The 24,494-nt window shown below is 32.3% G+C and carries 25 protein-coding genes; 1 reads left to right on the top strand and 24 read right to left on the bottom strand.

From position 1 onward, the window contains the following. Positions 1-24 precede the first annotated feature (24 nt). Positions 25-831: a glutamate 5-kinase gene (gene proB, locus CKL_RS04535; RefSeq protein ID WP_012101303.1), complete on the bottom strand. Its 807-nt coding sequence runs from the start codon at positions 829-831 to the stop codon at positions 25-27. Positions 832-957: 126 nt separating this feature from the next. Here proB and CKL_RS04530 point away from each other — a divergent pair, with 126 nt between their 5' ends. After that, positions 958-1,824: a LysR family transcriptional regulator gene (locus tag CKL_RS04530; RefSeq protein ID WP_012101302.1), complete on the top strand. Its 867-nt coding sequence runs from the start codon at positions 958-960 to the stop codon at positions 1,822-1,824. Positions 1,825-1,971: 147 nt separating this feature from the next. On the opposite strand, the gene CKL_RS20610 is transcribed toward CKL_RS04530, so the two are convergent. The 23 genes from CKL_RS20610 to hrcA all read right to left on the bottom strand — a co-directional run bounded on the left by CKL_RS20610 (position 1,972) and on the right by hrcA (position 24,472). Then, entirely contained in the window at positions 1,972-2,133 is a 162-nt protein-coding gene (locus tag CKL_RS20610; protein ID WP_155814019.1) for a hypothetical protein, read from the bottom strand. Beyond that, positions 2,133-3,122 carry an NAD(P)-dependent oxidoreductase gene (locus CKL_RS04525; RefSeq protein ID WP_012101301.1) on the bottom strand — a complete coding sequence of 330 codons (990 nt, stop codon included), beginning with the start codon at positions 3,120-3,122 and terminating at the stop codon, positions 2,133-2,135. Before CKL_RS04525 ends, CKL_RS20610 begins: the two co-directional genes overlap by 1 nt. 626 nt (positions 3,123-3,748) lie before the next feature. Continuing rightward, positions 3,749-6,391, bottom strand: a complete 2,643-nt coding sequence (gene ppdK / locus CKL_RS04515; RefSeq protein ID WP_012101299.1) for a pyruvate, phosphate dikinase — start codon at positions 6,389-6,391, stop codon at positions 3,749-3,751. A 79-nt stretch (positions 6,392-6,470) separates the two neighbouring features. Beyond that, positions 6,471-7,115 (bottom strand): transcriptional regulator CcpN, encoded by a 645-nt coding sequence (gene ccpN / locus CKL_RS04510; protein ID WP_012101298.1) that lies wholly within the window; start codon positions 7,113-7,115, stop codon positions 6,471-6,473. A 235-nt stretch (positions 7,116-7,350) separates the two neighbouring features. Beyond that, positions 7,351-7,950 (bottom strand): DUF4342 domain-containing protein, encoded by a 600-nt coding sequence (locus tag CKL_RS04505; protein WP_012101297.1) that lies wholly within the window; start codon positions 7,948-7,950, stop codon positions 7,351-7,353. 16 nt (positions 7,951-7,966) lie between these two features. Then, a complete protein-coding gene (gene recO / locus CKL_RS04500; RefSeq protein ID WP_012101296.1) occupies positions 7,967-8,740 on the bottom strand; it encodes a DNA repair protein RecO in 774 nt (257 codons plus the stop codon). Between the two features lie 45 nt (positions 8,741-8,785). Next, on the bottom strand, positions 8,786-9,667 hold the full coding sequence (gene era / locus CKL_RS04495; RefSeq protein ID WP_012101295.1) for a GTPase Era: 882 nt from the start codon (positions 9,665-9,667) through the stop codon (positions 8,786-8,788). Continuing rightward, entirely contained in the window at positions 9,660-10,076 is a 417-nt protein-coding gene (locus tag CKL_RS04490) for a cytidine deaminase (RefSeq protein ID WP_012101294.1), read from the bottom strand. Before CKL_RS04490 ends, era begins: the two co-directional genes overlap by 8 nt. Before the next feature lie 45 nt (positions 10,077-10,121). Then, positions 10,122-10,820 carry a diacylglycerol kinase gene (locus tag CKL_RS04485; protein WP_012101293.1) on the bottom strand — a complete coding sequence of 233 codons (699 nt, stop codon included), beginning with the start codon at positions 10,818-10,820 and terminating at the stop codon, positions 10,122-10,124. Between the two features lie 46 nt (positions 10,821-10,866). Beyond that, on the bottom strand, positions 10,867-11,361 hold the full coding sequence (gene ybeY / locus CKL_RS04480) for an rRNA maturation RNase YbeY (RefSeq protein WP_012101292.1): 495 nt from the start codon (positions 11,359-11,361) through the stop codon (positions 10,867-10,869). Then, on the bottom strand, positions 11,358-13,484 hold the full coding sequence (locus CKL_RS04475) for an HD family phosphohydrolase (RefSeq protein WP_012101291.1): 2,127 nt from the start codon (positions 13,482-13,484) through the stop codon (positions 11,358-11,360). The genes ybeY and CKL_RS04475 overlap by 4 nt, the downstream gene beginning before the upstream one ends. A 38-nt stretch (positions 13,485-13,522) precedes the next feature. Continuing rightward, positions 13,523-14,692 (bottom strand): sporulation protein YqfD, encoded by a 1,170-nt coding sequence (gene yqfD / locus CKL_RS04470; protein ID WP_012101290.1) that lies wholly within the window; start codon positions 14,690-14,692, stop codon positions 13,523-13,525. Beyond that, positions 14,679-14,960, bottom strand: coding sequence for a sporulation protein YqfC (gene yqfC, locus CKL_RS04465; RefSeq protein WP_012101289.1), 282 nt, complete (start codon positions 14,958-14,960; stop codon positions 14,679-14,681). The genes yqfD and yqfC overlap by 14 nt, the downstream gene beginning before the upstream one ends. 243 nt (positions 14,961-15,203) lie before the next feature. Beyond that, positions 15,204-15,509: a GatB/YqeY domain-containing protein gene (locus CKL_RS04460; protein ID WP_012101288.1), complete on the bottom strand. Its 306-nt coding sequence runs from the start codon at positions 15,507-15,509 to the stop codon at positions 15,204-15,206. 28 nt (positions 15,510-15,537) lie between these two features. Beyond that, positions 15,538-15,714 carry a 30S ribosomal protein S21 gene (gene rpsU / locus CKL_RS04455; protein WP_007061146.1) on the bottom strand — a complete coding sequence of 59 codons (177 nt, stop codon included), beginning with the start codon at positions 15,712-15,714 and terminating at the stop codon, positions 15,538-15,540. 148 nt (positions 15,715-15,862) lie between these two features. Then, positions 15,863-16,207, bottom strand: coding sequence for a histidine triad nucleotide-binding protein (locus CKL_RS04450; protein WP_012101287.1), 345 nt, complete (start codon positions 16,205-16,207; stop codon positions 15,863-15,865). Positions 16,208-16,266: 59 nt separating this feature from the next. Next, complete coding sequence (mtaB, locus tag CKL_RS04445; protein ID WP_012101286.1) at positions 16,267-17,571, bottom strand: tRNA (N(6)-L-threonylcarbamoyladenosine(37)-C(2))-methylthiotransferase MtaB; 1,305 nt, start codon at positions 17,569-17,571, stop codon at positions 16,267-16,269. 87 nt (positions 17,572-17,658) lie between these two features. After that, a complete protein-coding gene (locus tag CKL_RS04440; protein WP_012101285.1) occupies positions 17,659-18,414 on the bottom strand; it encodes a 16S rRNA (uracil(1498)-N(3))-methyltransferase in 756 nt (251 codons plus the stop codon). A 27-nt stretch (positions 18,415-18,441) separates the two neighbouring features. Further along, on the bottom strand, positions 18,442-19,380 hold the full coding sequence (prmA, locus tag CKL_RS04435; RefSeq protein WP_012101284.1) for a 50S ribosomal protein L11 methyltransferase: 939 nt from the start codon (positions 19,378-19,380) through the stop codon (positions 18,442-18,444). Positions 19,381-19,464: 84 nt separating this feature from the next. Next, positions 19,465-20,604: a molecular chaperone DnaJ gene (dnaJ, locus tag CKL_RS04430; protein WP_012101283.1), complete on the bottom strand. Its 1,140-nt coding sequence runs from the start codon at positions 20,602-20,604 to the stop codon at positions 19,465-19,467. Positions 20,605-20,735: 131 nt separating this feature from the next. Next, positions 20,736-22,592: a molecular chaperone DnaK gene (gene dnaK, locus CKL_RS04425; RefSeq protein WP_012101282.1), complete on the bottom strand. Its 1,857-nt coding sequence runs from the start codon at positions 22,590-22,592 to the stop codon at positions 20,736-20,738. An 83-nt stretch (positions 22,593-22,675) separates the two neighbouring features. Next, positions 22,676-23,329, bottom strand: coding sequence for a nucleotide exchange factor GrpE (grpE, locus tag CKL_RS04420; RefSeq protein WP_012101281.1), 654 nt, complete (start codon positions 23,327-23,329; stop codon positions 22,676-22,678). Between the two features lie 102 nt (positions 23,330-23,431). After that, on the bottom strand, positions 23,432-24,472 hold the full coding sequence (gene hrcA / locus CKL_RS04415; RefSeq protein WP_012101280.1) for a heat-inducible transcriptional repressor HrcA: 1,041 nt from the start codon (positions 24,470-24,472) through the stop codon (positions 23,432-23,434). Positions 24,473-24,494 lie beyond the last annotated feature (22 nt).

The raw sequence follows: 24,494 nt of genomic DNA, 5'->3' as shown, positions 1-24,494 counted from the left end.
GCAATACATAAAATACTATAGATACTATTTTATTGTCTGTATTTCTTTCGTTGTCTTAAAATAGGTTCCCACAGAGACCCCCTCTAAAATAGAATAAATATAATTGGGATAAGCACCGTTGACAATGAACATTTCGCAGCCATAAGGTGTCACCAATTCTGCTGCATGAATTTTAGTAATCATGCCACCAGTACCCCTTGCGGTTCCACTTCCTCCTGCCAATTTTTTAATGTGTTCGTCGATACATGATACCTGTTGGATTAACTCTGCGTTCTGATTTTCTCTCGGATCTTGCTCATAGAACCCATCAATATCCGAAAGCAAAATCAATTTATCAGCACCGCATAAAAGTGCAACATGAGCCGATAACGTATCATTATCTCCAAACAGCTTGTCAGCCGATTCGATTTCTTGATAGCTAACAGAATCGTTTTCATTGACAATCGGTATAATACCATGCTCCAACAAAGTTAAAAAAGTACGGAGCAAGTTTTGACGCCGTTTTTCACAGCACATATCTTCCTCGTCCAATAAGATTTGAGCAGCAACCCTGCCATATTCGTTGAACAGCTTATCATAGATATGCATTAACTCACATTGGCCAACAGCGGCGGCAGCTTGAGTCAAATTTAATTCTTTCGGGCGGGCGGGAAGCCCCATTTTTTCATAGCCTACTGTAATAGCTGCCGAAGTGACAAGTACGACTTCAACTCCTTTTGCCATGATGTCTGATAAAACCCGAACCAAATGCTCAATGTTACGTAAATCTATTTTTCCATTTTCACTGGTTAATGTCGAAGTTCCAACTTTAACTACAATTCTGGATTTCATGTTCTGCGCCTGCTTTCTTTTCTGTTGTATTCTTTCTCACATTAGTATATAATGAAAAATGTATTAAGTAAAACGACATTTCTTAAATTTTAAGTTGAGAATTTCTCATATATAGGAGAGTGTATTATGGATCTAAAAAAATATAAAGTTTTTCTAACATCAATCGATTTGGGAAGTTTCACCAAGGCCGCCGCACAGCTTGACTATACACCTTCCGGTGTTACGCACATGATGAACGCATTAGAAGATGAATTGGGATTTAATATCCTAACAAGAGGCAAAAAAGGTGTTCAGCTAACTGAAAACGGCGAACGTCTTGTGCCAATTCTGCGTGAGCTGCTGCGTTTAGAGGAGGATTTTTCCCAAACTGTTTCCGAAATCAAAGGATTGAACACAGGAACAATTCACATTGGAAGCTATTCTAGTATTGCAGTACATTGGCTGCCGAGAATTATTAAAAATTTTCAAAGCGATTATCCAAATATTCGTATTAAGTTAATGGAGGGTATCCGGCAGGAGGTAGTCACATGGCTGGAAGAGCGAAAAATAGACTTGGGATTTATGAGTTATCAGCCAAATATGAAATTTGATTGGATCCCTTTGCGAGATGATCCCATGTTAGCTGTGCTCCCATTGGATCACCCTTTGGCAAAAGAAAATGCGTACCCACTTAAGAATTGTGAATCAGAGAATTTTATTATGCCTGCCTGCGGATATGATTACGATGTAGTCCAATTATTCCGTAATGATAAAATTTCACCTAAAATCCGTTATAAAACTTTTGAGAATTATGCTGCCCTCTCAATGATTGAATGTGGCCTCGGTATGAGTGTGATGAATGAGTTGATTACGAAAGGGCGTGTCTGTAATGTTGCAAAGCTCCCATTGCAACCAGAAAGGTATATTTCTCTTGGCATCGCTGTACCTAACACAGATAAACTTTCACCAGCAACAAAAAAATTCATAATGTATTCTGAAAAACAGCTTTTATAGCTTTTTAAGACATAGTAAGATTGGTTTTTTTCTGATGTTTTGGATAATCTATAAAACAGCAAGCATGGCAGCTATGGCTACTAAAGCTTCCCCTCATAGGAGACACTTCAAAATGTTACTCTGTTATTCTTAAATATGAGCATTCGTTTAAATATAATTATTGCTTAATAATTCATCTTTTGAGACAATATTCTTATGTAGATAAAGAGGTCTACGTCCACCCCCATAAGACTTTTTGACTTCGTTAAAGATCGGGCGTTTGTCATTTCCAAGTCTTATTGTATTGCCCCCTTTATTTAGAAGCGTCATTATAATCCATTCACAATAAATTCCGGTCTTTCACCTTTCAAAGCTTTTGCCACATTGTTCCAGACAAAGGCATGGGCCCGGCGGAAAAAGCTCGTCGTGATACCACCTATATGAGGTGAAAAAATAATCCGCTCCGCATATTTTCCCGGAAGATTCAGTAGAACATTATCCTTGGTGGTCGGTTCCGGATAAACCGTATCCAAGCCTGCCCCGCTGATTTGTTCAGAAACTATGGCATTATACAATGCTTGGTTATCCACAATTTCTCCCCGCGCAGTATTAATAAGATAAGAACTATGCTTCATGTGGGATAAAAATTCAGTGTTGACCATACCAGTAGTTTCCGGAGTCACTGGACAATGAATACTAACAATATCGCAGCTACTAATTAGTTCCTTTCTTCCTAAATAGGAAACTTGAAATTCCTTTTCCACATAATGCGACTTCGGCCGTTTCGTATAGTAAAAAATTTTGCAACCGAATGGAGCCAACCGTTTTGCCGTCGCCTTGGCAATATCGCCGAATCCAATAAGGCCAATTCTACAGTCACCCAGTTCTGTGATACCTTCCAGCATCAAATGTTCCTTTAATTCGATTTGATAACCTTCACGTTCAATTCGATCAGCGATAACCATGCTTCGGAGTAGTGCCAGCATAAGGAGGATGGTTTGTTCTGCTACAGAACTTGCATTTGCACCTTTACAATTGCAGACATATATACCTCTTTGCTTTGCCGCCCGACAATCGATTCCGTTATAGGCAACTCCTTCTGACTGTATAATCTTGAGGTTCGGCATCTGAACAATTATTTTTTCGGGTAGTTTTGCAATAGCATCAATAATGATTGCATTGACATTCTTTGCTTGGTCCAAAATTTCTGTCTGAGAATAGTCTCTTGGTATATAGACTTTTTCGCAGTCTTGTACGAATTTTATATTTGGCATATATTTCAGATATCGGTCTTTGCTTCCAATAATTAATATTTTCACGAATTTTCCCCCTTTATACTTGATATTACTCATGATTAAAAAATTAAACATTGTTCTTAACAGCTTGTTGAGAATATATAAGAAAAACAGAAATCAGCATTAGACCTCAAGGCATCCTTGAAAGCACATATGTAAATTACCCTATATATAATTGCCATCTCGATATTTATGATATCTCCATACTCTACGAATAATCCATGCAACTCCTCATCAACCTTACTTATAAACTTATCTTGTACCTCCAGCAATGTACTCTCTTTAATTTTTTATGATTTTCATCTTTTTTACTTAATCCAAGTGAAATATCATTATGATATTGAATTTTTTACTTATTATATACCCTAATCTAGCTTTAATCACTTTCAGAGACAACTACTAAATGGTTTTTCATCTTAATTATATAATAATACTAACAATTGGATTTCTTTCATCACTATTTTACCACAAAAATGTTCCATAATTAAAAATAAAAAATGTTCTATAATACTACTTTACAACTAAAATAGAGCATTGAAACTAAAATTAACTACTAATTTAAAGTTTCAATACCCTATAACTCTTACAATATAAATACCTTTAAACCTTTATTATATAAGGCTTTCTAAGCACTCTTACAACCATTTATTTTACTTTAAACTTGATCTTGGATGTTTTACCTGAGCCTGTGCTGCTGCCAATCTTGCTACTGGAACTCTAAAAGGAGAACAAGAAACATAATCAAGCCCTACATTGTGGAAAAACTCTACTGAAGAAGGATCTCCTCCATGCTCTCCACATATGCCGAGATGTATATCCGGCCTTGTTTTCTTACCTAACTCTACAGACATTTCAACCAGCTTTCCTACTCCAATCTGATCTAATTTTTCAAAAGGATCGAACTCATACACTTTCTTTTCGTAATAATCATTTAGGAATTTGCCCGCATCATCTCTTGAGAATCCAAAAGTCATTTGAGTCAAATCATTAGTACCAAATGAAAAGAATTCCGCTTCTTTTGCTATTTCATCTGCTGTAATGGCAGCCCTAGGAATTTCTATCATGGTTCCAACTTTATACTTTAAATCTACGTTTTCTTTTTGTATTATTTCATCTGCTACTTTTACAACTATATCTTTAACATATTTTAACTCTTTTATTTCTCCTACAAGAGGTATCATTATTTCAGGTACTATATTATAGCCTTTTCTTTTCTTGACATCTATAGCAGCTTCAATTATGGCTCTAGTTTGCATCTCTGCTATTTCAGGATATGAAACAGTTAATCTACAGCCTCTATGTCCCATCATAGGATTAAATTCATGTAATGAGTCTATGGTGTCTTTCAACTCCTGAAAACTTATACCCATGTCCTGTGCTAGATTTTTTATATCCTCAGTTTCAGTTGGTAGAAATTCATGTAGTGGTGGATCTAAAAATCTAATTGTTACAGGTTTATCTTCCATAGCTTCATATATTCCAATAAAGTCTCCCTTTTGTCTTGGAAGCAGTTTACTTAATGCCTTTCTTCTTTGTTCTTCTGTTTTTGACACTATCATTTCCCTTACTTCCGATATTCTGTCTTCATCAAAAAACATATGCTCTGTCCTGCAAAGCCCTATTCCTTCAGCTCCAAATTCAATGGCCTGTTTAGCATCCCTTGGTGTATCCGCATTTGTCCTAACCTTTAAATACCTTATATTATCTGCCCATTCCATAAAAATTTCAAAATATCCAGATATCTCAGGTGATACTGTTTTTATAGATTCTCCATATACATTTCCGGTACTTCCATCTAATGATATGTAGTCTCCCTCTTTATAAACTTTATTGAGGCTGCGGAGGCTTTTGGTACTCTCATCTATGATTAGGCCGCCACATCCAGCTACACAACAGATTCCCATACCTCTGGCTACAACAGCAGCATGAGATGTCATTCCTCCCCTAATGGTAAGTATTCCTTCTGAAGCTGCCATTCCTTCAATATCCTCTGGAGATGTTTCAAGTCTTACAAGTATTACTTTTTCACCTTCATCATGGTGCCTTTTGGCATCTTCTGCTGTAAAATATATTTTGCCACAAGCAGCTCCCGGAGATGCTGGAAGCCCTTTAGCTATTACAGTTGCCTTTTTCAATTCCTCACTGTGAAAATTAGGATGAAGCAGGGTATCCAATTGTCTAGGCTCCACTTTAAGTATGGCTTCTTCTTTAGTAATAAGACCTTCTTCTACCATATCCACTGCTATTTTAAGAGCAGACTGAGCTGTTCTTTTTCCATTTCTGGTCTGAAGGAAATACAAAGTACCCTGTTCTATGGTGAACTCCATATCCTGCATATCCTTATAGTGGTTTTCCAACTTTTGAGCTATATCCATAAACTCTGAATAACACTCTGGAAGATCCTCTTTCAACTTAGTTATAGGTTCCGGCGTTCTTATACCTGCAACTACATCTTCTCCCTGTGCATTTATAAGATATTCCCCAAATATGGATTTTTCTCCAGTAGCAGGATTTCTTGTAAATGCAACTCCCGTACCTGAAGTTTCTCCCATATTTCCAAATACCATGGATTGAACATTTACTGCAGTTCCCCATTTGCCTGAAATATCATTAAGTCTTCTATAAACTACGGCTCTTGGATTTTCCCAAGAGTCAAAAACAGCTGTAACAGACTGAATTAACTGCTGCTCAGGTTCTTGTGGAAAATCTTTTCCTATTTCATCTCTATAAAGCTCTTTAAACTTTTTAATTATATTAATTAAATCAGATGAATCTAAATCCTTATCAAACTCAACACCTTTTGCATTCTTGGTATCTTCTAGTATATCCTCAAATTTCCTCTTCTCAATACCTTTGACTACATCGGAAAACATCTGAATAAATCTTCTATAAGAATCGTAAGCAAATCTTTCATTGCCAGTTAACTTAGCCAAACCTTTTACAGTATCATCATTTAACCCCAAATTCAATATAGTATCCATCATTCCAGGCATAGAAACCCTGGCTCCCGATCTTACTGAAACTAAAAGAGGATTTTCTACACTGCCAAATTTTTTACCTGTGATCTCCTCTATACCTTTCAACGAGGCATAAATTTGATCTATAATATATGATGATATTACTTTTCCATCTTCATAATACTTAATGCATGCTTCTGTAGATATAGTAAATCCAGCGGGAACAGGTATTCCCAAATTTGTCATTTCAGCTAAATTAGCTCCTTTGCCTCCCAACAAATTTTTCATACTGGCATTTCCTTCATTAAAGAGATACACATACTTTTTATTTTCCATAGGACACATTCTCCTTTATTTGCAAGATTTTACATATATTTTTTATAAATATGAGCAGATATTAAACTGCTCATTGACTCTATTTATTTTCCCCTATTTTTACAAAAAGTCTTGTTATATTTGTCTTTGAAACTTTTCCTATAATTTTAAGAATTTCATTATTTGATTCATCATAGGATCTCTCTACCACGGGAAGGCTATCAACCTCATGTTCCATTATCTTCTGAGCTGCCAGATACGCAGCATCTTCTTTTTCTACAAATACAATATTAGGCATTCTAGTCATTATTATACCCACTGGTATTTTATGCATATCACTACTTCCTATAGCTATCTTTAAAAAATCCTTTCTTGAAACAGCTCCTGTAAGAACCCCTTTATTCTCTATAAATAAAGTTCCTACATCATTTAAAAATAAGTATACTATAGCATCATACACTGTAGTATTTTCATCCAGCATTACAGGCTTTGACATTATATCCTTTACCTTTATATTCATAATATAGTCATATATTAAACTGTATGAAGGTTTTTTAGAATATATATATCCCACCTTAGGTTTTGCCTCTAATATACCTGTCATAGTAAGTATAGCTAAATCTGGTCTGAGCGCTGCTCTTGTAACATTTAATTTATTTGCAAGCTGTTCACTGGTTATAGGTGCATGTTCCTTTACTAATTCTATTATTTTCTCTTGCCTTGATGATAGTTTAATGATGTCCACCCTCTCTCTCTATAGTAAATTAAATAATTGTGCAAACATTTACTAAGAGGAATTTAGTATAAGTTCCCAAAGTTAATTTCCTATAGTCATTATACCATATATATGTGGGTGAATAGTATATGATTTCATTCTTTACTGAAAATTGTCATTATAATTAAAACTATTACTATCCATATTTACACAAACAATAGTCTTTAATACAGCTGTCTTTGATTATATGTTATAAACATAATATTTACTCTTTGTGTTCCTCATTATCCCCGCCATACTCTTTTTCTTCCTCATCTATATCATCGAATTTTACAGTATATTTATATGTGTTCTTATCCTCTTCTTTTTCTTTATTGGAGAATTTATCCTTAACTGAAGAGGCTGCATCATATACCTTATCTTTCATATCATTTACTGTATTTTTAACTCCATTTTTTATTATCTTATTTACTATCTCTACTGTTCCATCATCTCTAGTTATTTCTATAGTTACCTTAGTAATTACAGCAGTTAATATACCTATAGCTATAAGTGGTGGCCATACAAGAGCCGTTAATGTTGCAGCAATACCTGCATTTACAGGAATATCTACTACTACTCTGTCATCTTTTTTTATTTTTATCCTATTTACATTTCCCTTATTCACTAGATCTTTTATCCATTGTAGAAATTCATCTTTTGTTGTATACAAATTATCTTTATAAGATTTTTTATTTTGTTCTATATATATAAGTGCATCAACTACATTGGCATCACAAAATTCCAATGCCTCCTTTGCCTCGGAATAAGTCACTCCAGTTCTTTCTCTTATAATATCAATTTTTTCTAATGTTACTTCACTCATATTTTTCTCTCCTTTTTTAGACTTTATTCTTTTCAAAACTTATAAGATTCCTTAAAATATCTAAACTTTTAGGTTTCCTAAAATAATTTTGAGAAATAATAAGTGTCAAAACTTTATATAATTCTTCTTTCACCTCTTTAGTTAAAACAACCTTATACACATTTTCCATAGAAATACTAGACAGATACTTTAATGCACTACAGGTAGAGTAACTTATATGCATACTGTTTTCTTTGTCACATTCTCTGCAGATCCCTCCTAAATACTGGAGGTGCAGATACTCAAAAGATGTTATTTTTTTTCTGCATAAAGCACAATAGTCAAAATTAAGTCCATATCCTGTAGTCTTTAAAATTTTCAATTCAAAAGTTCTTGCTAATGTCTCAATATCTACTGCGTGACTTCTTATAAGATAAAAAGAAGTAGCCAAATACCTAAAAAGTTCTCTGCTACTCTCCCCATCATCCATTGCTATATCTGTAAGTTCACAAAAATACGAAGCATAAGTTAAATCATTTAAGTCATTTAATAAATGTTGAAATGAGTCTATTAAACTACTTTCATTTATAACATACAAACTTTTCCCTTTATAAACCACATAATCTCCATAGCAAAACTGAAGAGTAGTAGAAAATAGCGGACTTCTGCTCTTTTTAGAACCTTTAGCTATAGTAGATATTTTACCAAGTTTTTCAGTAAAAAGCCATACTAACTTATCTGATTCTTTTATATCCTGCGTCTTTATAATTATAGCCCTAGTTTTAAATATAGCCAGAAAATCATCCCCCACTTTATTTAGTATATCCCTTATTCTAAAATAAATTTCTATATTAATTTATTTATATCCTAACTCCTTTAACAGCCTATCACTATCTCTCCATTCCTTTTTAACCTTAACCCAAACCTCTAAATAAACCTTTGAATCTAAAAATTTTTCAATATCTTCTCTGGCATAAGTAGATATTTTTTTTAGCATAGCTCCTTTTTTTCCTATTATTATTCCCTTATGAGATTCTTTTTCACAAAGTATAGTAGCCTCTATATTATACAATCCCTTGGAATTTTTTTTCATAGAGAGTATATCCACAGCTATGCCATGAGGAACTTCTTTTGAAAGAAGTCTAAGTGCTTTTTCTCTTATAATCTCGCTTACTACGAATTTTTCCTGTTTATCTGTAATCATATCATCCGGATAATATTTAGGTCCTTCCGGCATATACTTTACCATAAGTTCTACAAGTTCCTTCACATTTTTTTGCTTTAATGCAGATATTGGTATAATCTCAGCAAAATCAAAAATCTCCGAATAATTTTTTAAAGTCTGAGCTACTTTTTCCTGTGGATTTTCATCTATCTTATTTACCACTAAAAATACAGGTATATTTTCCTTTTTAAGTTGTTCTAAAATATATCTATCTCCTTTTCCAACTTCTACATCAGGAGTTATTAAAAAGAGTATTAAATCCACATCCTTCACAGAACTTTCCGCAACTTTTACCATATAATTTCCCAGCTTATGCTTAGGTTTATGTATGCCCGGTGTATCTACAAAGATCAACTGAAAATCATCCCTAGTTAAAATAGTCTGTATACTATTCCTGGTAGTCTGTGGTTTACAAGATACAATAGACAGTTTTTCTCCCATAATACTGTTTAACAATGTAGATTTTCCTACATTAGGTCTTCCTATGATTGTAATAAATCCTGATTTAATCATAAACTTTCTCCCTATTTTCCAAATGTTTTTTTATAAATGCATAGGGTAAAATTTCTTCTAACTTTTTTACCATATACTCATTTTCATTTTTTACTATTATGATTTCCATATCTTCCCGTGCAAACTCTGAAATTACCTGTCTGCATATACCACAGGGATAAGTATATTCTTTATTTGATCCTGCTATTGCAATAGCCCTTAAATCCCTATGTCCTTCTGAGACAGCCTTAAATACGGCAGTTCTCTCTGCACAGTTAGTGGCTCCATAAGAGACATTTTCTATATTGCAGCCTGTATATATATTTCCATCTCCTGTTAGTACAGCTGCTCCAACTCTGAATTTGGAATAAGGAGCATAGGCAAGTTTTTTCGCATCCACAGCTTTAGAAATCAATTTTTTATAATCCATATCATTCCCCCTGAAAATATAGACTTTCCGATTAAATAGACTCTTCTATCCAAATATTCTAAAAAGAAAAGCTGTTACTAAGGTTCCAAATATCCCTCCATAAATCACCTCCATTACAGAATGTGCTTCCGAATCTACCCTGCTCTGTGCCACTATAAAAGCTAAAAGATAGCTTAAAATAACTACTGCTAACTCTCCCGTTATTAAAGCAATGGTAGTAGCTATGGAAAAAGCTAGAGCACTGTGTCCGCTTGGCATACCTCCTTTAAGGGGAGTACCCTCTCCAAATATGGCTTTTATACCTATAGTAGCTATACATACAACTGTTAATATTATAAATATAGTATAAGGACTTGTACTTCTAACTTTCTTTATAACTATAAAATTCATATACTCTAGTTTATCTCCAAATACTATAAAACCCACAGCTATAGCATTTACTGCAGTAATAAGTACCGCCCCTGCCGCTGCATTTTTTGATATTTTGGCCAGTGGATGATAATAGTTGGTGGTTGCATCTATTGCGAATTCTACTGCGGTATTAAAGAGTTCAGCCATAATAACCATGCTTATGGTTATTATTACAGCTAGTATTTCTGCCTTGCTTAGGTCATAAAAGAAGCATATAATCAACACTAAAAGAGCTACTGTCATGTGTATTCTCATATTTCTCTGGGTTCTAACAGAATATATTATTCCCTCAATAGCATAGTTAAAACTGTCCAATAACTTTTTTACCTTCATGACTACTCCTCATTTTATCAAATTAAAATTTACATAGTGTTCATAATTACAATTTAGCTTTCTTAAGAATATATTCTTCTCTTTCCCTCATGATTTTTTTATCGCTATCCTCTGTATGATCATACCCTAAAAGATGGAGAACTGAATGCACTATTAAATAACAAGTTTCTCTAAAAAACGAATGTCCAAATTCCCTGCTTTGTTCTTCGCATTTTTCAAGAGATACAACAATGTCTCCAAGTACTAAATTTCCATCATTCATATCATATTCAGGAAATTTATAATTTAAGTAAACCTCTTTAAATACTTTGCTCTCTGGATACTCCAGCATAGGAAAGGATAAAACATCAGTTACTCTATCTATATTTCTATTTTCTCTATTTATATCTTTTATATTCTCATTATCTACAAATACAACACTTATTTCACAGGGAAAATTCACTTTCTCTTCTTTTAAAGCACATTCTATACTACTTGTAACAATCTTTTCAAGCTTATCTGTCACTTCTATTTTATCCTGTCTGTTATCTAGAAAAATCATTCTTTTCCTCCCTGCTTTAATACATTAAATTTTTGTAATTGTTCCACATGTTTTTTAGAAAACTTATCCTCCGGGTATTCTATTCTATGGTGGTATATACCAATTAAAACTGTTAAAAATGCTTTCTTTATTTTACTTATATCCCTTAAAGTAAGGTCACAGTCATCAAGCTGTCCCTCATTTAACCTATCTTTAAATATGTTATCTATCATCTGTGTAATTTTAAACTCATCAGGTTCATTTATAGATCTTACTGCCGCTTCCACCCCATCAGCTAACATTATTATACCTGATTCTTTTGTTTTAGGAATAGGTCCCGAATATTTAAAATCATCTTCATTTACGTTCTCAATTTTTTCACTTGAATTCTTCATAGTTAAATAAAAATACTTTACAATGGATGTACCATGATGTTCTTCTATAATATCCCTTATTATTTTAGGTAGTTTGTACTCCTTGGCCATTTCAGAGCCGTCTTTTACATGGGATATTATTATTAGGGTACTAAGGTTAGGTGTTAGCTTATCATGTGGGTTATCTTTTCCCAATTGATTTTCCCTGAAAAAATAGGGTCTCTTTATTTTACCTATATCATGATAATAAGCTGCCACTCTGGCTAAGAGAGAATTACCTCCTACTTCTTCTGCAGCCACTTCTGCCAAATTTCCTACCATTATACTGTGATGATAAGTTCCTGGTGCCTCCATGAGCAATCTTTTTAAAAGCGGTGCATTAGGATTTGAAAGTTCTAGAAGTTTTATAGTGGTTACTATATCAAATGCACTTTCAAATAAAGGTAAAAACCCTATAACTAAAATCCCAGAAACTATACTTGCACTTCCAGTATATATACTTTTTTGAACTACATCTAACACATTGCTGCTGAGCAAAAATCCTATGGAAAAAGTAAGTGTAATATTTATAATAAATACATATAAAGAAGCTATTAATATATCATTTCTCTGCTGCATTTTCTTAAGTATAATGGCCCCTACCACTGAATTTACAATAGCTAATATAGTTATATCTAAATTGAAACCTAACGCCACATTTATCAAAACACAGTTTAACACACTTAATGTTAAAGATATTCTATGATTAACTAACAGTGCCATTATCATAGGTATAAAAGTAATAGGCATCAAAAATGGAGAAATCATTCCCACAATTCTAGATAACAATATGGCTGTACAGTTTAATATATTTATCATGATAATTAGTTTTACATCCCCAAAAACTTTTTCATGATACTTATAAATATAAATCCACTGCAATAATAATACCAGTATTACCAATACCGCCAATGATAAATATATATGCCACTGAAAATAAGGGCTATTATCTAAAAGACCCAAATCTTTCAATATTTGTATTTGATGTTCTGTTACCGGTTCCCCTTCTTTTACTATGGTCTGATCTTTTTTTATCATAACAGGAGAAACTTTTTTTTCAGCTTCTTTTCTTAATTCTTCAGTTTTTTCTTTATCATAAAAAAAATTAGGTGAAATTTGAGAATATGCTATATTAGTGGCTAAGGTTCTTAACTCTTTGGATAAATCAGAAGTGGTTACCTTTAATAATATGTTTTCCTGGGCTTTTTTAATATCATCCTGATTATCACTTTGTGTATTATCACTTATATTGCTGTCATCATATATATCACCCAATGTTTTCTGCAGGAAATCCTGAAGTCTTTTCATATCATCTTTATCAAGTGCTATTACAGCTTTATAGGTATCATCTGTTATGTTCATATTATATTCACTTTTTAATTTTTCTAATTTATCCTTGTCTTCTATCTGTGAATCTTTCAATTGATTTGCTTTGGTAAAAAAACCATTTATATTATTTAATATATTCGTCTTCACTTCAGGATTTTTATTATATTGAATAGGTACAGAATCAATAGCCTGCTGCAGTTTAGCATCTGTGGACAATTCATCTTTTACTTCCCTCGGAGCCTTTATATCAACCTTTGGAATGTCCCCTACCTTCAGACTATATCTTTTTGCTGTAAGTCCAGTGGCAAGTAAAAAATAAATAAACATAGAGCTTACTACAAAAACAATTATTTTATTAATATTTTTACTTAAAAAAAATCTTTTCAATGATAATTTTTTCAATGAAAATCACCCTTTGTTTTCTATTTTATATCTTGATGTTAGTTTTCCTTATCTATATTCTCAATCTTATCCTGAACTGCTATATTTTCTTCTGCTATAACCTGGACTTTAACTTTACAGGAATCTCCTTGCTCATAAGTAACTACTTTATCTAAAATATTTATAGATTTATCTAAATTAGAACATATTTTCTTATACAATTTATCTTCAGTATCCTTTACTATTTTTTGCACGTCCCCTTTTACTGAGATTTCTTTAACTTCAAAGTAAGTCTCTTTTGTCAACATAAATTTGCTTTCCTCTATTTTATCATAATTATTAAATTTGTTATCATTTTTTTTAAAATATAGCTTTTTTCCTCCTAGTCTAATATAATAATTTTGTATTTTCTTGCCCGTCCTTTGTTTTTTTATACTATTTATATTTACTGTTTCTGTATCTTCGTATAGGGTTCTGCATATGACATAGCCTCCTGCAGCAACACTATAGGTGGCAGATTCCTGCCCCTGTTCCCCTTTTACAAGTATCTGTCCTTTTTTTACATCATCTCCTATTTTAACAACTGGAGTACCCAGTGTAGTATATATTCTTAATACCTTACCATCTTTATTGGCCACTAAGTTGCAAGGACTATCTTCTTTAACTATATTAGGAGGAGATTTTCTTTCTATAGTTTTTACAGCTAACTTAGAACCCTCTATCCTTACTTTTATCCACATTATACTATCATTATTTTTCATAAGTTCTTCTTCTATTTTATATATATTTACCTTACTTTTATTTATCCCCGGTTTTATTCCATAATTTTTTAATTGTTGTCTTATTATATAAGGCGGAAGACCCTTATCAGAAGTAATTTCTATACTCCATATGAATGTAGACAAATAATATATTATTCCTATAAATAAAATTATTCCCGTTACTAGTGTTATTCTCTTCTTAAGCTTGATTATTAAAAATAAGATCCCTCTTCTTTTAATTATTTTTATTTTAGTTCCTGTTTTTTGGGCTATATTTTTTATATTATAATAGTCCTTTAAATTTATTTCCATAGTCATAGTGGTAATACTTTTCTTTTTTATATTTTTTATATAAATATTATTTTTCCACATAAGGTTAATAAACTTTTCAGGTATTAGCGACTGTATCTCAATTAAAACAATTCCTTTTCTATAGTGTGCTATGTTAAATTTACTAATTTCCCTCATAAACTATAGAATTAAACCTCCCCCCTATAGTTATAGTACTTCCCCCCATAAAAAGCACTTCAAATTTACTACCATATATAGATATCAAGCCCACACCAGAATTAATTTTTATTTGATTTTCATCGAATAATACAATGCCTCTATGATTTTCTATTACTATTTCATTATTTCCTGTAACTTTAATCTGAGGCATATTTAAAATTATATCTCTTGGCAAATCCAATTTATCTGCAATATTTCGTTTTGTATTATATATTTTGTCTCCCATAGTATCACCTCTAAAAAATTATCTATATTAAACACATGGCCTTTACTAATTTATGAAACATATATATAATAAATTCCTTAAAGGTTAAACTACATTTAAGAAGTACTGATTTATCTTCTCCTTAATCATGTAATTTTTGGATAAATAAAAAAAGCTGAGATAACTCCCAGCTTCTTATATTTATTTAAATATTTTTTACTATTTGACTCCCAAGCCTACCATCTTATATCATAGTCATAGTTTCTAAGTACAACAATTGCCATAATATTTTTCGTCTTTTATGCTTTCTGCACCCATCTTGTCAACTGCTTTCCTAAAGATTTCGGAAAGTTTTTCTTTACTTAACTGCTGAGGAAGGTAATTCAACAAAATCCCTATTTCAGATCTCGTCTTACGAATCAAATCCCATTTTTTGCCTTTTTTAAATTCAAGTATAGATTGTAGTCTTTCCTTTAGTGAAATAATCCATTTAACCATACTTATAGTATCTAATTTAAACTTATTTATTAATTTTAAATCATATTTCCGGCATTTTTGTTTAAGGGACATATTGTTTAATACCCTCTTTCAAAAAATTCTACTTAAACTTTCTCTTTCTTGCAGCTTCTGATTTTTTCTTTCTTTTTACACTTGGTTTTTCATAATGTTCTCTTTTCCTAACTTCTGAAAGAACACCAGCTCTAGCACATTTTCTCTTAAATCTTCTCAATGCACTCTCTATAGTTTCATTTTCTCCAACTTTTATTTCTGACATATTATATCCCTCCCTCCGCTAGCTCAATTTAATTTTAAAAATTAAATACAGTTAACATGGGTAAAATAGCACATAGCCATTATACAATAAATCTTTAGATACTGTCAACAATTTCATGGCGGATTATATTAAACATAATTGTACTATATTAGCCTGGAGGCCATTTTAAAGTCCTACCCCCTAACATATGGAAATGAACATGTGATACTGTCTGTCCTCCTTCTTTTCCACAGTTAGTTACAATTCTATATCCTTTATTTGCTATACCTAATTTAACTGCAATTTGTTTTGCAATTAAGTATATATAAGCAATAAGTTTAGTATCCTCCTCAGTGATGTCATTTATACTATCTATATGCTTTTTAGGTATTATAAGTACGTGTACTGGTGCACCTGGCTCTATATCTTTAAAACATAACACCTTGTCATCTTCATATACTTTTTCAGAAGGTATTTCTCCTTTTATTATTTTACAAAAAATACAATCTTCCATAAATTTCACCTCCTTTAACTGTATAAATTCAATACTTTATAATGAATATCCTTCTAAAATCACATGAAACTTTTAATTCTTCCTAAAATATATCCTTCTTTTACACTTTCAAGCTTTGTATTTAAAACTTTACCCTCTAAGTTTTCACCCTCTGCAGATTCTGCAATTACTTTTATATAATTTGGTGTATATCCTTCATAATATATCTTATCTCCTGAAACCTTCTGTTCATACAATACATCCATGTTATTACCTAAAAATCTATTCATAAACTTATTCTCTAGTCTTTCATTTAACTTTATAATTTTACTGCTTCTTTCATCCTTTATCTTGCCGTCTATTTGCTCTTTCATATCTGCAGCCTTAGTACCTTCTCTCCTGCTATACTTAAATACATGGATTTTGGAAAGTTCTATTTTATTCAAAAAATCATAAGTTTTGTAAAATTCTTCTTCTGTTTCTCCTGGAAAGCCAACTATAATATCAGTAGTTATAGATACATCTTTTATACTATCTCGAAGTTTATACACTATTTTCTCATACTCCGTGGTAGTATATTTTCTATTCATTCTATTTAAAGTAGAGTCACATCCACTTTGAAGTGAAAGATGAAAATGAGGACATAATTTTGTTAAGCTTGCCATTCTATTTATAATATCTTCTGTAAAGAATTTAGGATCTATGGACCCTATTCTAACTCTATCAATGCCTTTTATCTTATCTATCTCTTCCAATATTTTAATAAGATTCCAACTCCCACTTATGTCTACCCCATAAGAGGCAATATGTATCCCCGAAAGTATTATTTCTTTAAAATTATTAACTTGAAGTTTTTTTACTTCTTTTATAATTTTATCAGGTTCTTTACTGCATACAGGCCCTCTGGCAAAAGGTATAAGACAATAAGAACAAAACCTATTACATCCATCTTGGATTTTTAAAAATGCTCTTGTTCTATTTTGATATTCACTTATATTTAAATCTTCAAATGTTTTATTTTTTAATACATGGCTGACTTTTATTATCTTTTCTTCATCCTTAAAGGCCTTATTTACAAAGTGCAGTATATCTCCCTTATTCTTAGTTCCTAAAACCACATCTACTCCATTTATCTTAGACACTTCATCTGGTGCAATCTGTGAATAACATCCCACCACAGCAATTACAGCACTGGAATTCTTTCTTTTAGCACGATGTATCATCTGTCTTGACTTTTTATCCCCCATATTGGTTACTGTACAGGTATTTATTACATACACATCAGCATACTCCTCAAAATTCACAAGTTCATACTCTTTTTCAATAAACTTTTCAGCCATAGCTTCAGTTTCATACTGGTTTACTCTACATCCAAGAGTGGCCATAGCCACTCTTTTTTTTCTACCATACAGACGAAAAAATTCACTACCTGAAAGTGTTAAATTTGCTCTATTTGTATTAACTGGTTCCACCTAACAAAAACCTCCTAAATCTCCTAATTCATACATAAGAAGTGCTGTACAGACAAATCCTGCAGTTTCTGTTCTAAGTATTCTAGGACCAAGAGTTACTATTTTAGAACTAATGTTTTTAAGTTCTTCTATTTCTTCTTCTTCAAATCCTCCCTCTGGACCAATTACAATAGCTATATCCCCTATAGAATCTCTATATTCTATAGAATCTATTACTTTTTTTATTCCAATAGACTTTTCCATTTCATAGGGAACTACAATTAAATCCATATTGGATAAATATTTTAAAAGTTCTTCAAAATAAATGGGAGGCTTCACGGCAGGTATTATACTTCTTTTACACTGTTTACAGGCTTCCAGTGCAATTTTATTCCATCTGTCTACCCTTTTAAATTCTTTAAAATCACCTTTTATTGCCACTCTGTTAGTAATTATAGGAGTTATCTCCCAAATTCCAAGTTCAGTGGCTTTTTGTACAACCAAATCCATTTTGCTAGATTTGGGTAATCCTTGAAATAAATATACTTTAAGGGGACTTTCATTATATAATTTAAGTTCTTCCACAATATTTACTGTAACTTTTTCCCTTTCTATACTATCTATTACCCCTAAGAATTCTTTTCCATGACAGTTATTTATGTTTACTTTATCTCCTATTTTCAGTCTAAGTACCTTATGTATGTGTTTTAAGTCATCCCCTTTAATATGTGCCGTATTAAAATTTATATCCTCCTGGGGCACAAAAAATTTATTCATTTTAAATCACCTTTTTATCCCTAAAAATCACTTGATAGTTGACACTATACACACCCATTCTCCATCTTCATTTATTTCTCTTATGCAAAACCCATTATTTTGCAAATTTTCAACTACTTCTTCTTTTCTATCTATTATTATACCGGAAGATATAAAAATTCCTTCTGAAACTAAAAATTTTTTAACTTCTTCTGTTAGAGATAGAATCACATCTGCAATTATATTTATAACCAAAATATCTGCCTTTCCATGGACTCCTTCCATAAGATTCCCATGGAATACCTTTATATTTTTTATGTTATTATAACTTATATTTTTCAAGGCGGACTCTACAGCCACAGGATCCAAATCCACAGCGGTAACTTCTTTTGCCCCAAGCTTTGAAGCAGCTATAGCTAATATTCCAGAGCCCGTGCCTATATCAAATACATTTGACTCTGGCCTAACATATTTCTCCAATGCCTTTATACACATTTTTGTAGTTTCATGAGTTCCAGTGCCAAAAGCCATACCTGGATCAATTTCTACTACTATATCCTGTTTTTTATTTTCATATTCTTCCCAAAGCGGTTTTATCACTATTTTCTCTCCAGCCCTATAGGGCTTATAGTACTTTTTCCACCCATTTTCCCAATCTTCTTCATTTACTTTATTTACTACAACCAGACCTTTTCCTTTATCTATGCCCAAATTTTCTAAATTATTTATATTATGCCTTATGTATTTTAAATAACCATAAAAGCTTTCACTTTCTCTATAGTATGCTTTAATTACTGCTCCCTCTTCAACTTTCAATAGACTTTCATCAAAATAATCCCAGTCTCCAGGATGTTTTTTCTTAAATTCTATATCTTTTGTATCTTCTATAGATATACCTTCAACTTCCGTATTATACAATATTCCTGAAACAGCCTCTACTGCTTCACTGCTTACAATTATGGAGACCTCTATCCATTCTTTACTCATATGCTTCCTCCTACATAAGCAAATATACTGACAGTTATAATATGAAAACTGTCAGTATATTTACTTATTATAATTTTGAAAATTCTATTTGGAATCATTTTTGAAAATTTTATCGATAAATGATTTTTTTTCTACATCTCTTGGTTGAATTTCTCCACTAGCTTCCATAAACATCATGAGGGCTTCTTTTTGTTTTTCATTTAAATTTTTAGGTATATCTACAATTACATTAACGTATTGATCTCCCCTACCTCTTCCGTCAACTTTAGGGACACCTTTTCCTTTTAATCTAAACACAGTTCCCGGCTGTGTTCCAGGTGGAATCTCATATTTAACATCTCCATCTATGGATGGAACCTTTAAACTGGTTCCAAGTGCCGCTTTTCCAAAGCTGATATGTGCATCTAGATAAATATCAAATCCCTTTCTTTTAAACTTACTGTGGGGAGAAACCCTTAAGTTTATATAGAGATCTCCTGAAGGGCCTCCATTTTTACCATGTTCTCCTTGTCCTCTTATAGGTATTATATTACCAGTATCCACTCCTGCAGGAACTTTTACTTTTATCTTTCTATGCTTTCTTACTATGCCCTTACCCCTACATTCTTCACATGGATTTTTTATTATAGTACCCCTGCCACCACATTTATCACAAGTAGTCATGGTAACAAAATTTCCAAGTGGAGTACTTCTTTGATGTCTAACCTGTCCTGTGCCATTGCATTTATCACAGGTATGAGGATGACTTCCTTTCTTTGCCCCTGTGCCATTACAAGTTTCACATCTTTCATTTCTAGTCACAGATATCTCTTTTTCTACACCAAAAACTGCCTCTTCAAAGGTCAAACTCAATGTATATTCAAGATCAGAACCTCTCTCTGGTCCATTTTTTCTTCTTCCAGAAGAAAATCCGCCTCCAAAAAAGGAGTCAAATATATCTCCAAATCCCCCCAGATCTGAAAAATCAAATCCTCCAAAACCGCCTTGAAATCCTCCACCATTAAAATCAGTGGTACCAAACTGATCATATTGAGCTTTTTTCTGTGGATCTGTAAGTACTTGATATGCCTCATTTATCTCTTTAAATTTCTCTTCTGCTTTCTTATCATTTGGATTTCTATCTGGGTGGTATTTTAATGCTAATTTTCTAAAAGCCTTTTTTATATCCTGATCACTGGCTCCTTTATCCAGTCCCAAAATTTCATAATAATCTTTTTTTGCCATTTTTGTGTTTTTCACCACCTAAAACAAAAGTATAAATTACAATTTCTACTTAAATTAAGGGAAGAGCTAAAAACTCATCCCTTAACTATTATTATTATACACATCTATTATATAATCGTGAAGAGAAAATATTATTTATCATCATCTACTTTATACTCCGCGTCAACTACATTGTCATCTTTAGTATCTGTATTTCCTGTTGTTCCGCCTGGGTTTGCTCCTGAGTTTGCTCCTCCATCTGCCCCTGGCTCAGCATTCTGACTATATATTTTTGACGAAATTCCATAGAAAGTCTGTGTTAAATCTTCTGTGGCTTTTTTAATTGCTTCAAGATCATCTCCATCTTTTACTTTCTTAACAGCTTCAACTTTTTCTTCTATAGCCTTTTTATCTTCACTTGAAACTTTATCTCCTAAATCTTTCAAAGTCTTTTCTGTCTGATATACCACCTGATCTGCATTATTCTTTATCTCTATGGATTCTTTTCTCTTCTTATCTTGCTCTTCAAACTTTTCAGCTTCCTTTACAGCCTTATCTATTTCATCATCACTTAAGTTTGTAGATGCTGTAATTGTAATATTAGCTTCCTTGCCAGTTCCCTTATCTTTAGCGGATACATTCACTATACCATTTGCATCTATATCAAAAGTAACTTCAATTTGTGGCACTCCTCTTGGAGCTGGAGCTATACCTGACAGAGTAAATCTTCCAAGAGTCTTATTATCTGCAGCCATTTGTCTTTCTCCTTGAACTACATGGATTTCCACAGAAGTCTGGCCATCTGCTGCAGTTGAAAATACTTGACTCTTCTTAGTAGGTATTGTAGTATTTCTCTCAATTAAAGGAGTAGCAACTCCTCCTAAAGTTTCAATTCCAAGAGTAAGTGGAGTTACATCAAGAAGCAATACATCTTTTACATCTCCAGTTAAAACTCCTGCCTGGATAGCTGCTCCCATAGCTACACACTCATCAGGGTTAACCCCTTTAGATGGTTCTTTACCTGTAAAACTTTTAACCGCTTCTTGAACAGCCGGTATTCTTGTAGATCCACCTACCAATATAACTTTATTTATATCATTTATTGTAAGTCCTGCATCATTTAATGCTTTTTTCATAGGCTCTATTGTTCTGTCAACCAGATCCTGTGTAAGTTCATTGAATTTTGCTCTTGTTAAACTCATATCTATATGCTTTGGTCCTGTAGCATCTGCTGTAATAAATGGTAAATTTATGTTAGTCTGAGTTGAAGATGATAATTCAATTTTAGCTTTTTCTGCAGCTTCCTTTAATCTCTGAAGTGCCATCTTATCATTTTTTAAATCTATTCCATTATCAGCTTTAAAAGTATCTGCTATATAGTCTATTATCTTTTTATCAAAATCATCTCCTCCCAAATGGGTATCTCCATTTGTGGCTTTAACTTCAAATACACCGTCTCCAAGCTCCAGTATGGATACATCAAAGGTACCTCCTCCTAAATCATATACAAATATTTTCTGGTTGGTATCCATTTTATCCATTCCATAGGCAAGAGCTGCAGCTGTAGGTTCATTTATTATTCTAAGTACTTCAAGTCCTGCGATTTTTCCTGCATCTTTAGTTGCCTGTCTCTGACTGTCATTAAAATATGCAGGTACTGTTATAACTGCCTGTGTGACAGTTTCCCCCAAATAAGCTTCTGCATCTGCTTTTATTTTCTGAAGCACCATTGCAGATATCTCCTGTGGTGTATATTGTTTTCCATCTATATTAACCTTATGATTTGTTCCCATTTCCCTCTTTATTGAAATTATTGTTTTATCAGGATTTGTTATTGATTGTCTTTTAGCAACCTGCCCTACTAATCTCTCTCCATTTGCCTGAAAAGATACTACAGAGGGAGTTGTTCTTGCACCTTCTGAGTTTGCTATTACTACCGGGTCTCCACCTTCCATAACTGCAACGCAAGAATTTGTTGTTCCTAAATCAATACCTATTACTTTTGACATGTTAATTTACCTCCTAAATTTAACTCAGTTGAGATTTATCTTGTATACCTATTTATATAATTTAGCTTTATACTATTGAAAACTTAATTAGCCACTTTAACCATACTATACCTTATTACTTTATCTTCCCTTTTATATCCTTTTTGAAACACCTCTACAATAGAATTTTTATCATATTTATCATCTTCTATATGCATAACTGCATTATGAATATTAGGATCAAACTCACCTTCTGTAGAAATTTCCTCTACATTTAATTTTTCGAATGCAGTCTTAAATTGCTTGATTGTCATTTCTACACCCTTTTTTAAGTCATCTATATTCCCTTCTACTTCCACTGCTCTTTCAAGATTATCTAGAACAGGTAATATTTCCTTTAATATATCCTTGCAGGCATCAGAATAGATAGCTTCCTTCTCTTTAGCTGTTCTTTTTCTGAAATTATCGTATTCTGCCGCAGTTCTTGATAGTCTATCCTGCAGAGTTTTAAATTCATTATGAATTTTTTCATTTTCAGACTTCAATTTGATATTTTCACTTTTCAATTCTTCTTCTAAATTTATCTCTGAAACTTCATCCTCTTCTACATTTTCCACTTCATCCTCTTCTTCATCTATTTCTGTTTCTAAATCCATATCATTTTCCAGATTCTCATTACCCTTAAAGTCCGTATTTTCCTTCTCTTGCTCTACATTACCATGAAAATCCGATGTATTTTTATCTTCTTCCCTTAACATTTTAGAAATTTCCTCCAATCTAATATTTTATCACCACTTAAACAACTAGTTTACACCACTATGCTAGGCAGTTTAAAACCCTATTGGAAATCAAAAGATTAATTACTTTTCCTCTGAATAAGTATGACTTAATATATAATTCATTTCCTTCACTACATTTTCTAATATTGATATAACTTTTGAATAAGGCATCCTTGTAGGTCCTATTACACCAATTTCCCCTATAGGTCTTCCATTGAGACTATAAACTGAACATATAACACTACAATTTTCTGCACCCTCTATATAATTCTCTTCACCTATCTTTACTGAAATATTTGAAGCACTATTTAATAATCCACTTACCTTATCTTTATTATCCAGCATAGACAAAAATCCTTTTGCTTTTTCTATATCCTTATATTCTGGATAATTAAATATATTAGTAGTACCCTGCATATATATTTGAGAATTATCTACACTGTTTAAACTTTCATATAAAGCAGATATTATATTATTAAATATACCTTCATAACCCTTTAAATCTATCCTTAAATCATTTATAACTTTTAAGTTTATCTGCTCTGCAGTTAGATTTTTCAGTCTGGCATTTAATATATTGCTAAGTTTAGCAAGCACATCATCTGTGATGGCCTTGCCTACCTTTATTAAATTGTTTTTTATAATCCCACTATCAACTATAATCACTAATAATATATTTTTACTGGATTCAATATTTATCAGCTGTATATGCTTTATATATCCTTTTTTAATGGAGGGTGCCTTTACTATGGAAGTAAGTTTTGTCAATTCTGACAAAAGATTAATAGCTTGCTTTATTATTTTATCAACTTCAAATAAAGTGGCATCTATTATCTGACTTTTTATTATATAAAGTTCTTCAGGAGTTAAATTTGGTATTTGCATTAGTTCATCCACATATAATCTATAGCCCTTATTGGAAGGTATTCTTCCAGAAGAGCTGTGAAGCTGTTCCAAATATCCCATCTCTTCTAGATCAGACATTTCATTTCGTATAGTAGCTGAACTCACACCTAAATTATATTTTTTAGCTATGGTTCTAGATCCTACAGGCTCTGCCGTATTTATATAATCATTCACTATGGCCTGAAGTATTCTTATCTTTCTCTCATCTATTTCCATAATATCACCTCTTTATTAGCAC

The sequence above is a fragment of the Clostridium kluyveri DSM 555 genome (assembly GCF_000016505.1).
Taxonomy (GTDB): Bacteria; Bacillota; Clostridia; order Clostridiales; family Clostridiaceae; genus Clostridium_B; species Clostridium_B kluyveri.
This window is presented reverse-complemented; position numbering and strand designations above follow the sequence as displayed.

Excerpts from the sequence above, each read along its gene's own strand:
- yqfC (WP_012101289.1), bottom strand. The coding sequence starts at position 14,960 with ATGGGAGACAAAATATATAATACAAAACGAAATATTGCAGATAAATTG.
- CKL_RS04450 (WP_012101287.1), bottom strand. The coding sequence starts at position 16,207 with ATGGAAGATTGTATTTTTTGTAAAATAATAAAAGGAGAAATACCTTCT.
- prmA (WP_012101284.1), bottom strand. The coding sequence starts at position 19,380 with ATGAGTAAAGAATGGATAGAGGTCTCCATAATTGTAAGCAGTGAAGCA.
- proB (WP_012101303.1), bottom strand. The coding sequence starts at position 831 with ATGAAATCCAGAATTGTAGTTAAAGTTGGAACTTCGACATTAACCAGT.
- rpsU (WP_007061146.1), bottom strand. The coding sequence starts at position 15,714 with ATGTCAGAAATAAAAGTTGGAGAAAATGAAACTATAGAGAGTGCATTG.
- grpE (WP_012101281.1), bottom strand. The coding sequence starts at position 23,329 with ATGTTAAGGGAAGAAGATAAAAATACATCGGATTTTCATGGTAATGTA.
- CKL_RS04485 (WP_012101293.1), bottom strand. The coding sequence starts at position 10,820 with ATGAAGGTAAAAAAGTTATTGGACAGTTTTAACTATGCTATTGAGGGA.
- mtaB (WP_012101286.1), bottom strand. The coding sequence starts at position 17,571 with ATGGCCACTCTTGGATGTAGAGTAAACCAGTATGAAACTGAAGCTATG.
- CKL_RS04440 (WP_012101285.1), bottom strand. The coding sequence starts at position 18,414 with ATGAATAAATTTTTTGTGCCCCAGGAGGATATAAATTTTAATACGGCA.
- CKL_RS20610 (WP_155814019.1), bottom strand. The coding sequence starts at position 2,133 with ATGACGCTTCTAAATAAAGGGGGCAATACAATAAGACTTGGAAATGAC.
- era (WP_012101295.1), bottom strand. The coding sequence starts at position 9,667 with ATGATTAAATCAGGATTTATTACAATCATAGGAAGACCTAATGTAGGA.
- hrcA (WP_012101280.1), bottom strand. The coding sequence starts at position 24,472 with ATGGAAATAGATGAGAGAAAGATAAGAATACTTCAGGCCATAGTGAAT.
- yqfD (WP_012101290.1), bottom strand. The coding sequence starts at position 14,692 with ATGAGGGAAATTAGTAAATTTAACATAGCACACTATAGAAAAGGAATT.
- dnaJ (WP_012101283.1), bottom strand. The coding sequence starts at position 20,604 with ATGGCAAAAAAAGATTATTATGAAATTTTGGGACTGGATAAAGGAGCC.
- CKL_RS04490 (WP_012101294.1), bottom strand. The coding sequence starts at position 10,076 with ATGGATTATAAAAAATTGATTTCTAAAGCTGTGGATGCGAAAAAACTT.
- dnaK (WP_012101282.1), bottom strand. The coding sequence starts at position 22,592 with ATGTCAAAAGTAATAGGTATTGATTTAGGAACAACAAATTCTTGCGTT.
- CKL_RS04530 (WP_012101302.1), top strand. The coding sequence starts at position 958 with ATGGATCTAAAAAAATATAAAGTTTTTCTAACATCAATCGATTTGGGA.
- CKL_RS04460 (WP_012101288.1), bottom strand. The coding sequence starts at position 15,509 with ATGTCCCTTAAACAAAAATGCCGGAAATATGATTTAAAATTAATAAAT.
- ybeY (WP_012101292.1), bottom strand. The coding sequence starts at position 11,361 with ATGATTTTTCTAGATAACAGACAGGATAAAATAGAAGTGACAGATAAG.
- CKL_RS04505 (WP_012101297.1), bottom strand. The coding sequence starts at position 7,950 with ATGAGTGAAGTAACATTAGAAAAAATTGATATTATAAGAGAAAGAACT.
- ppdK (WP_012101299.1), bottom strand. The coding sequence starts at position 6,391 with ATGGAAAATAAAAAGTATGTGTATCTCTTTAATGAAGGAAATGCCAGT.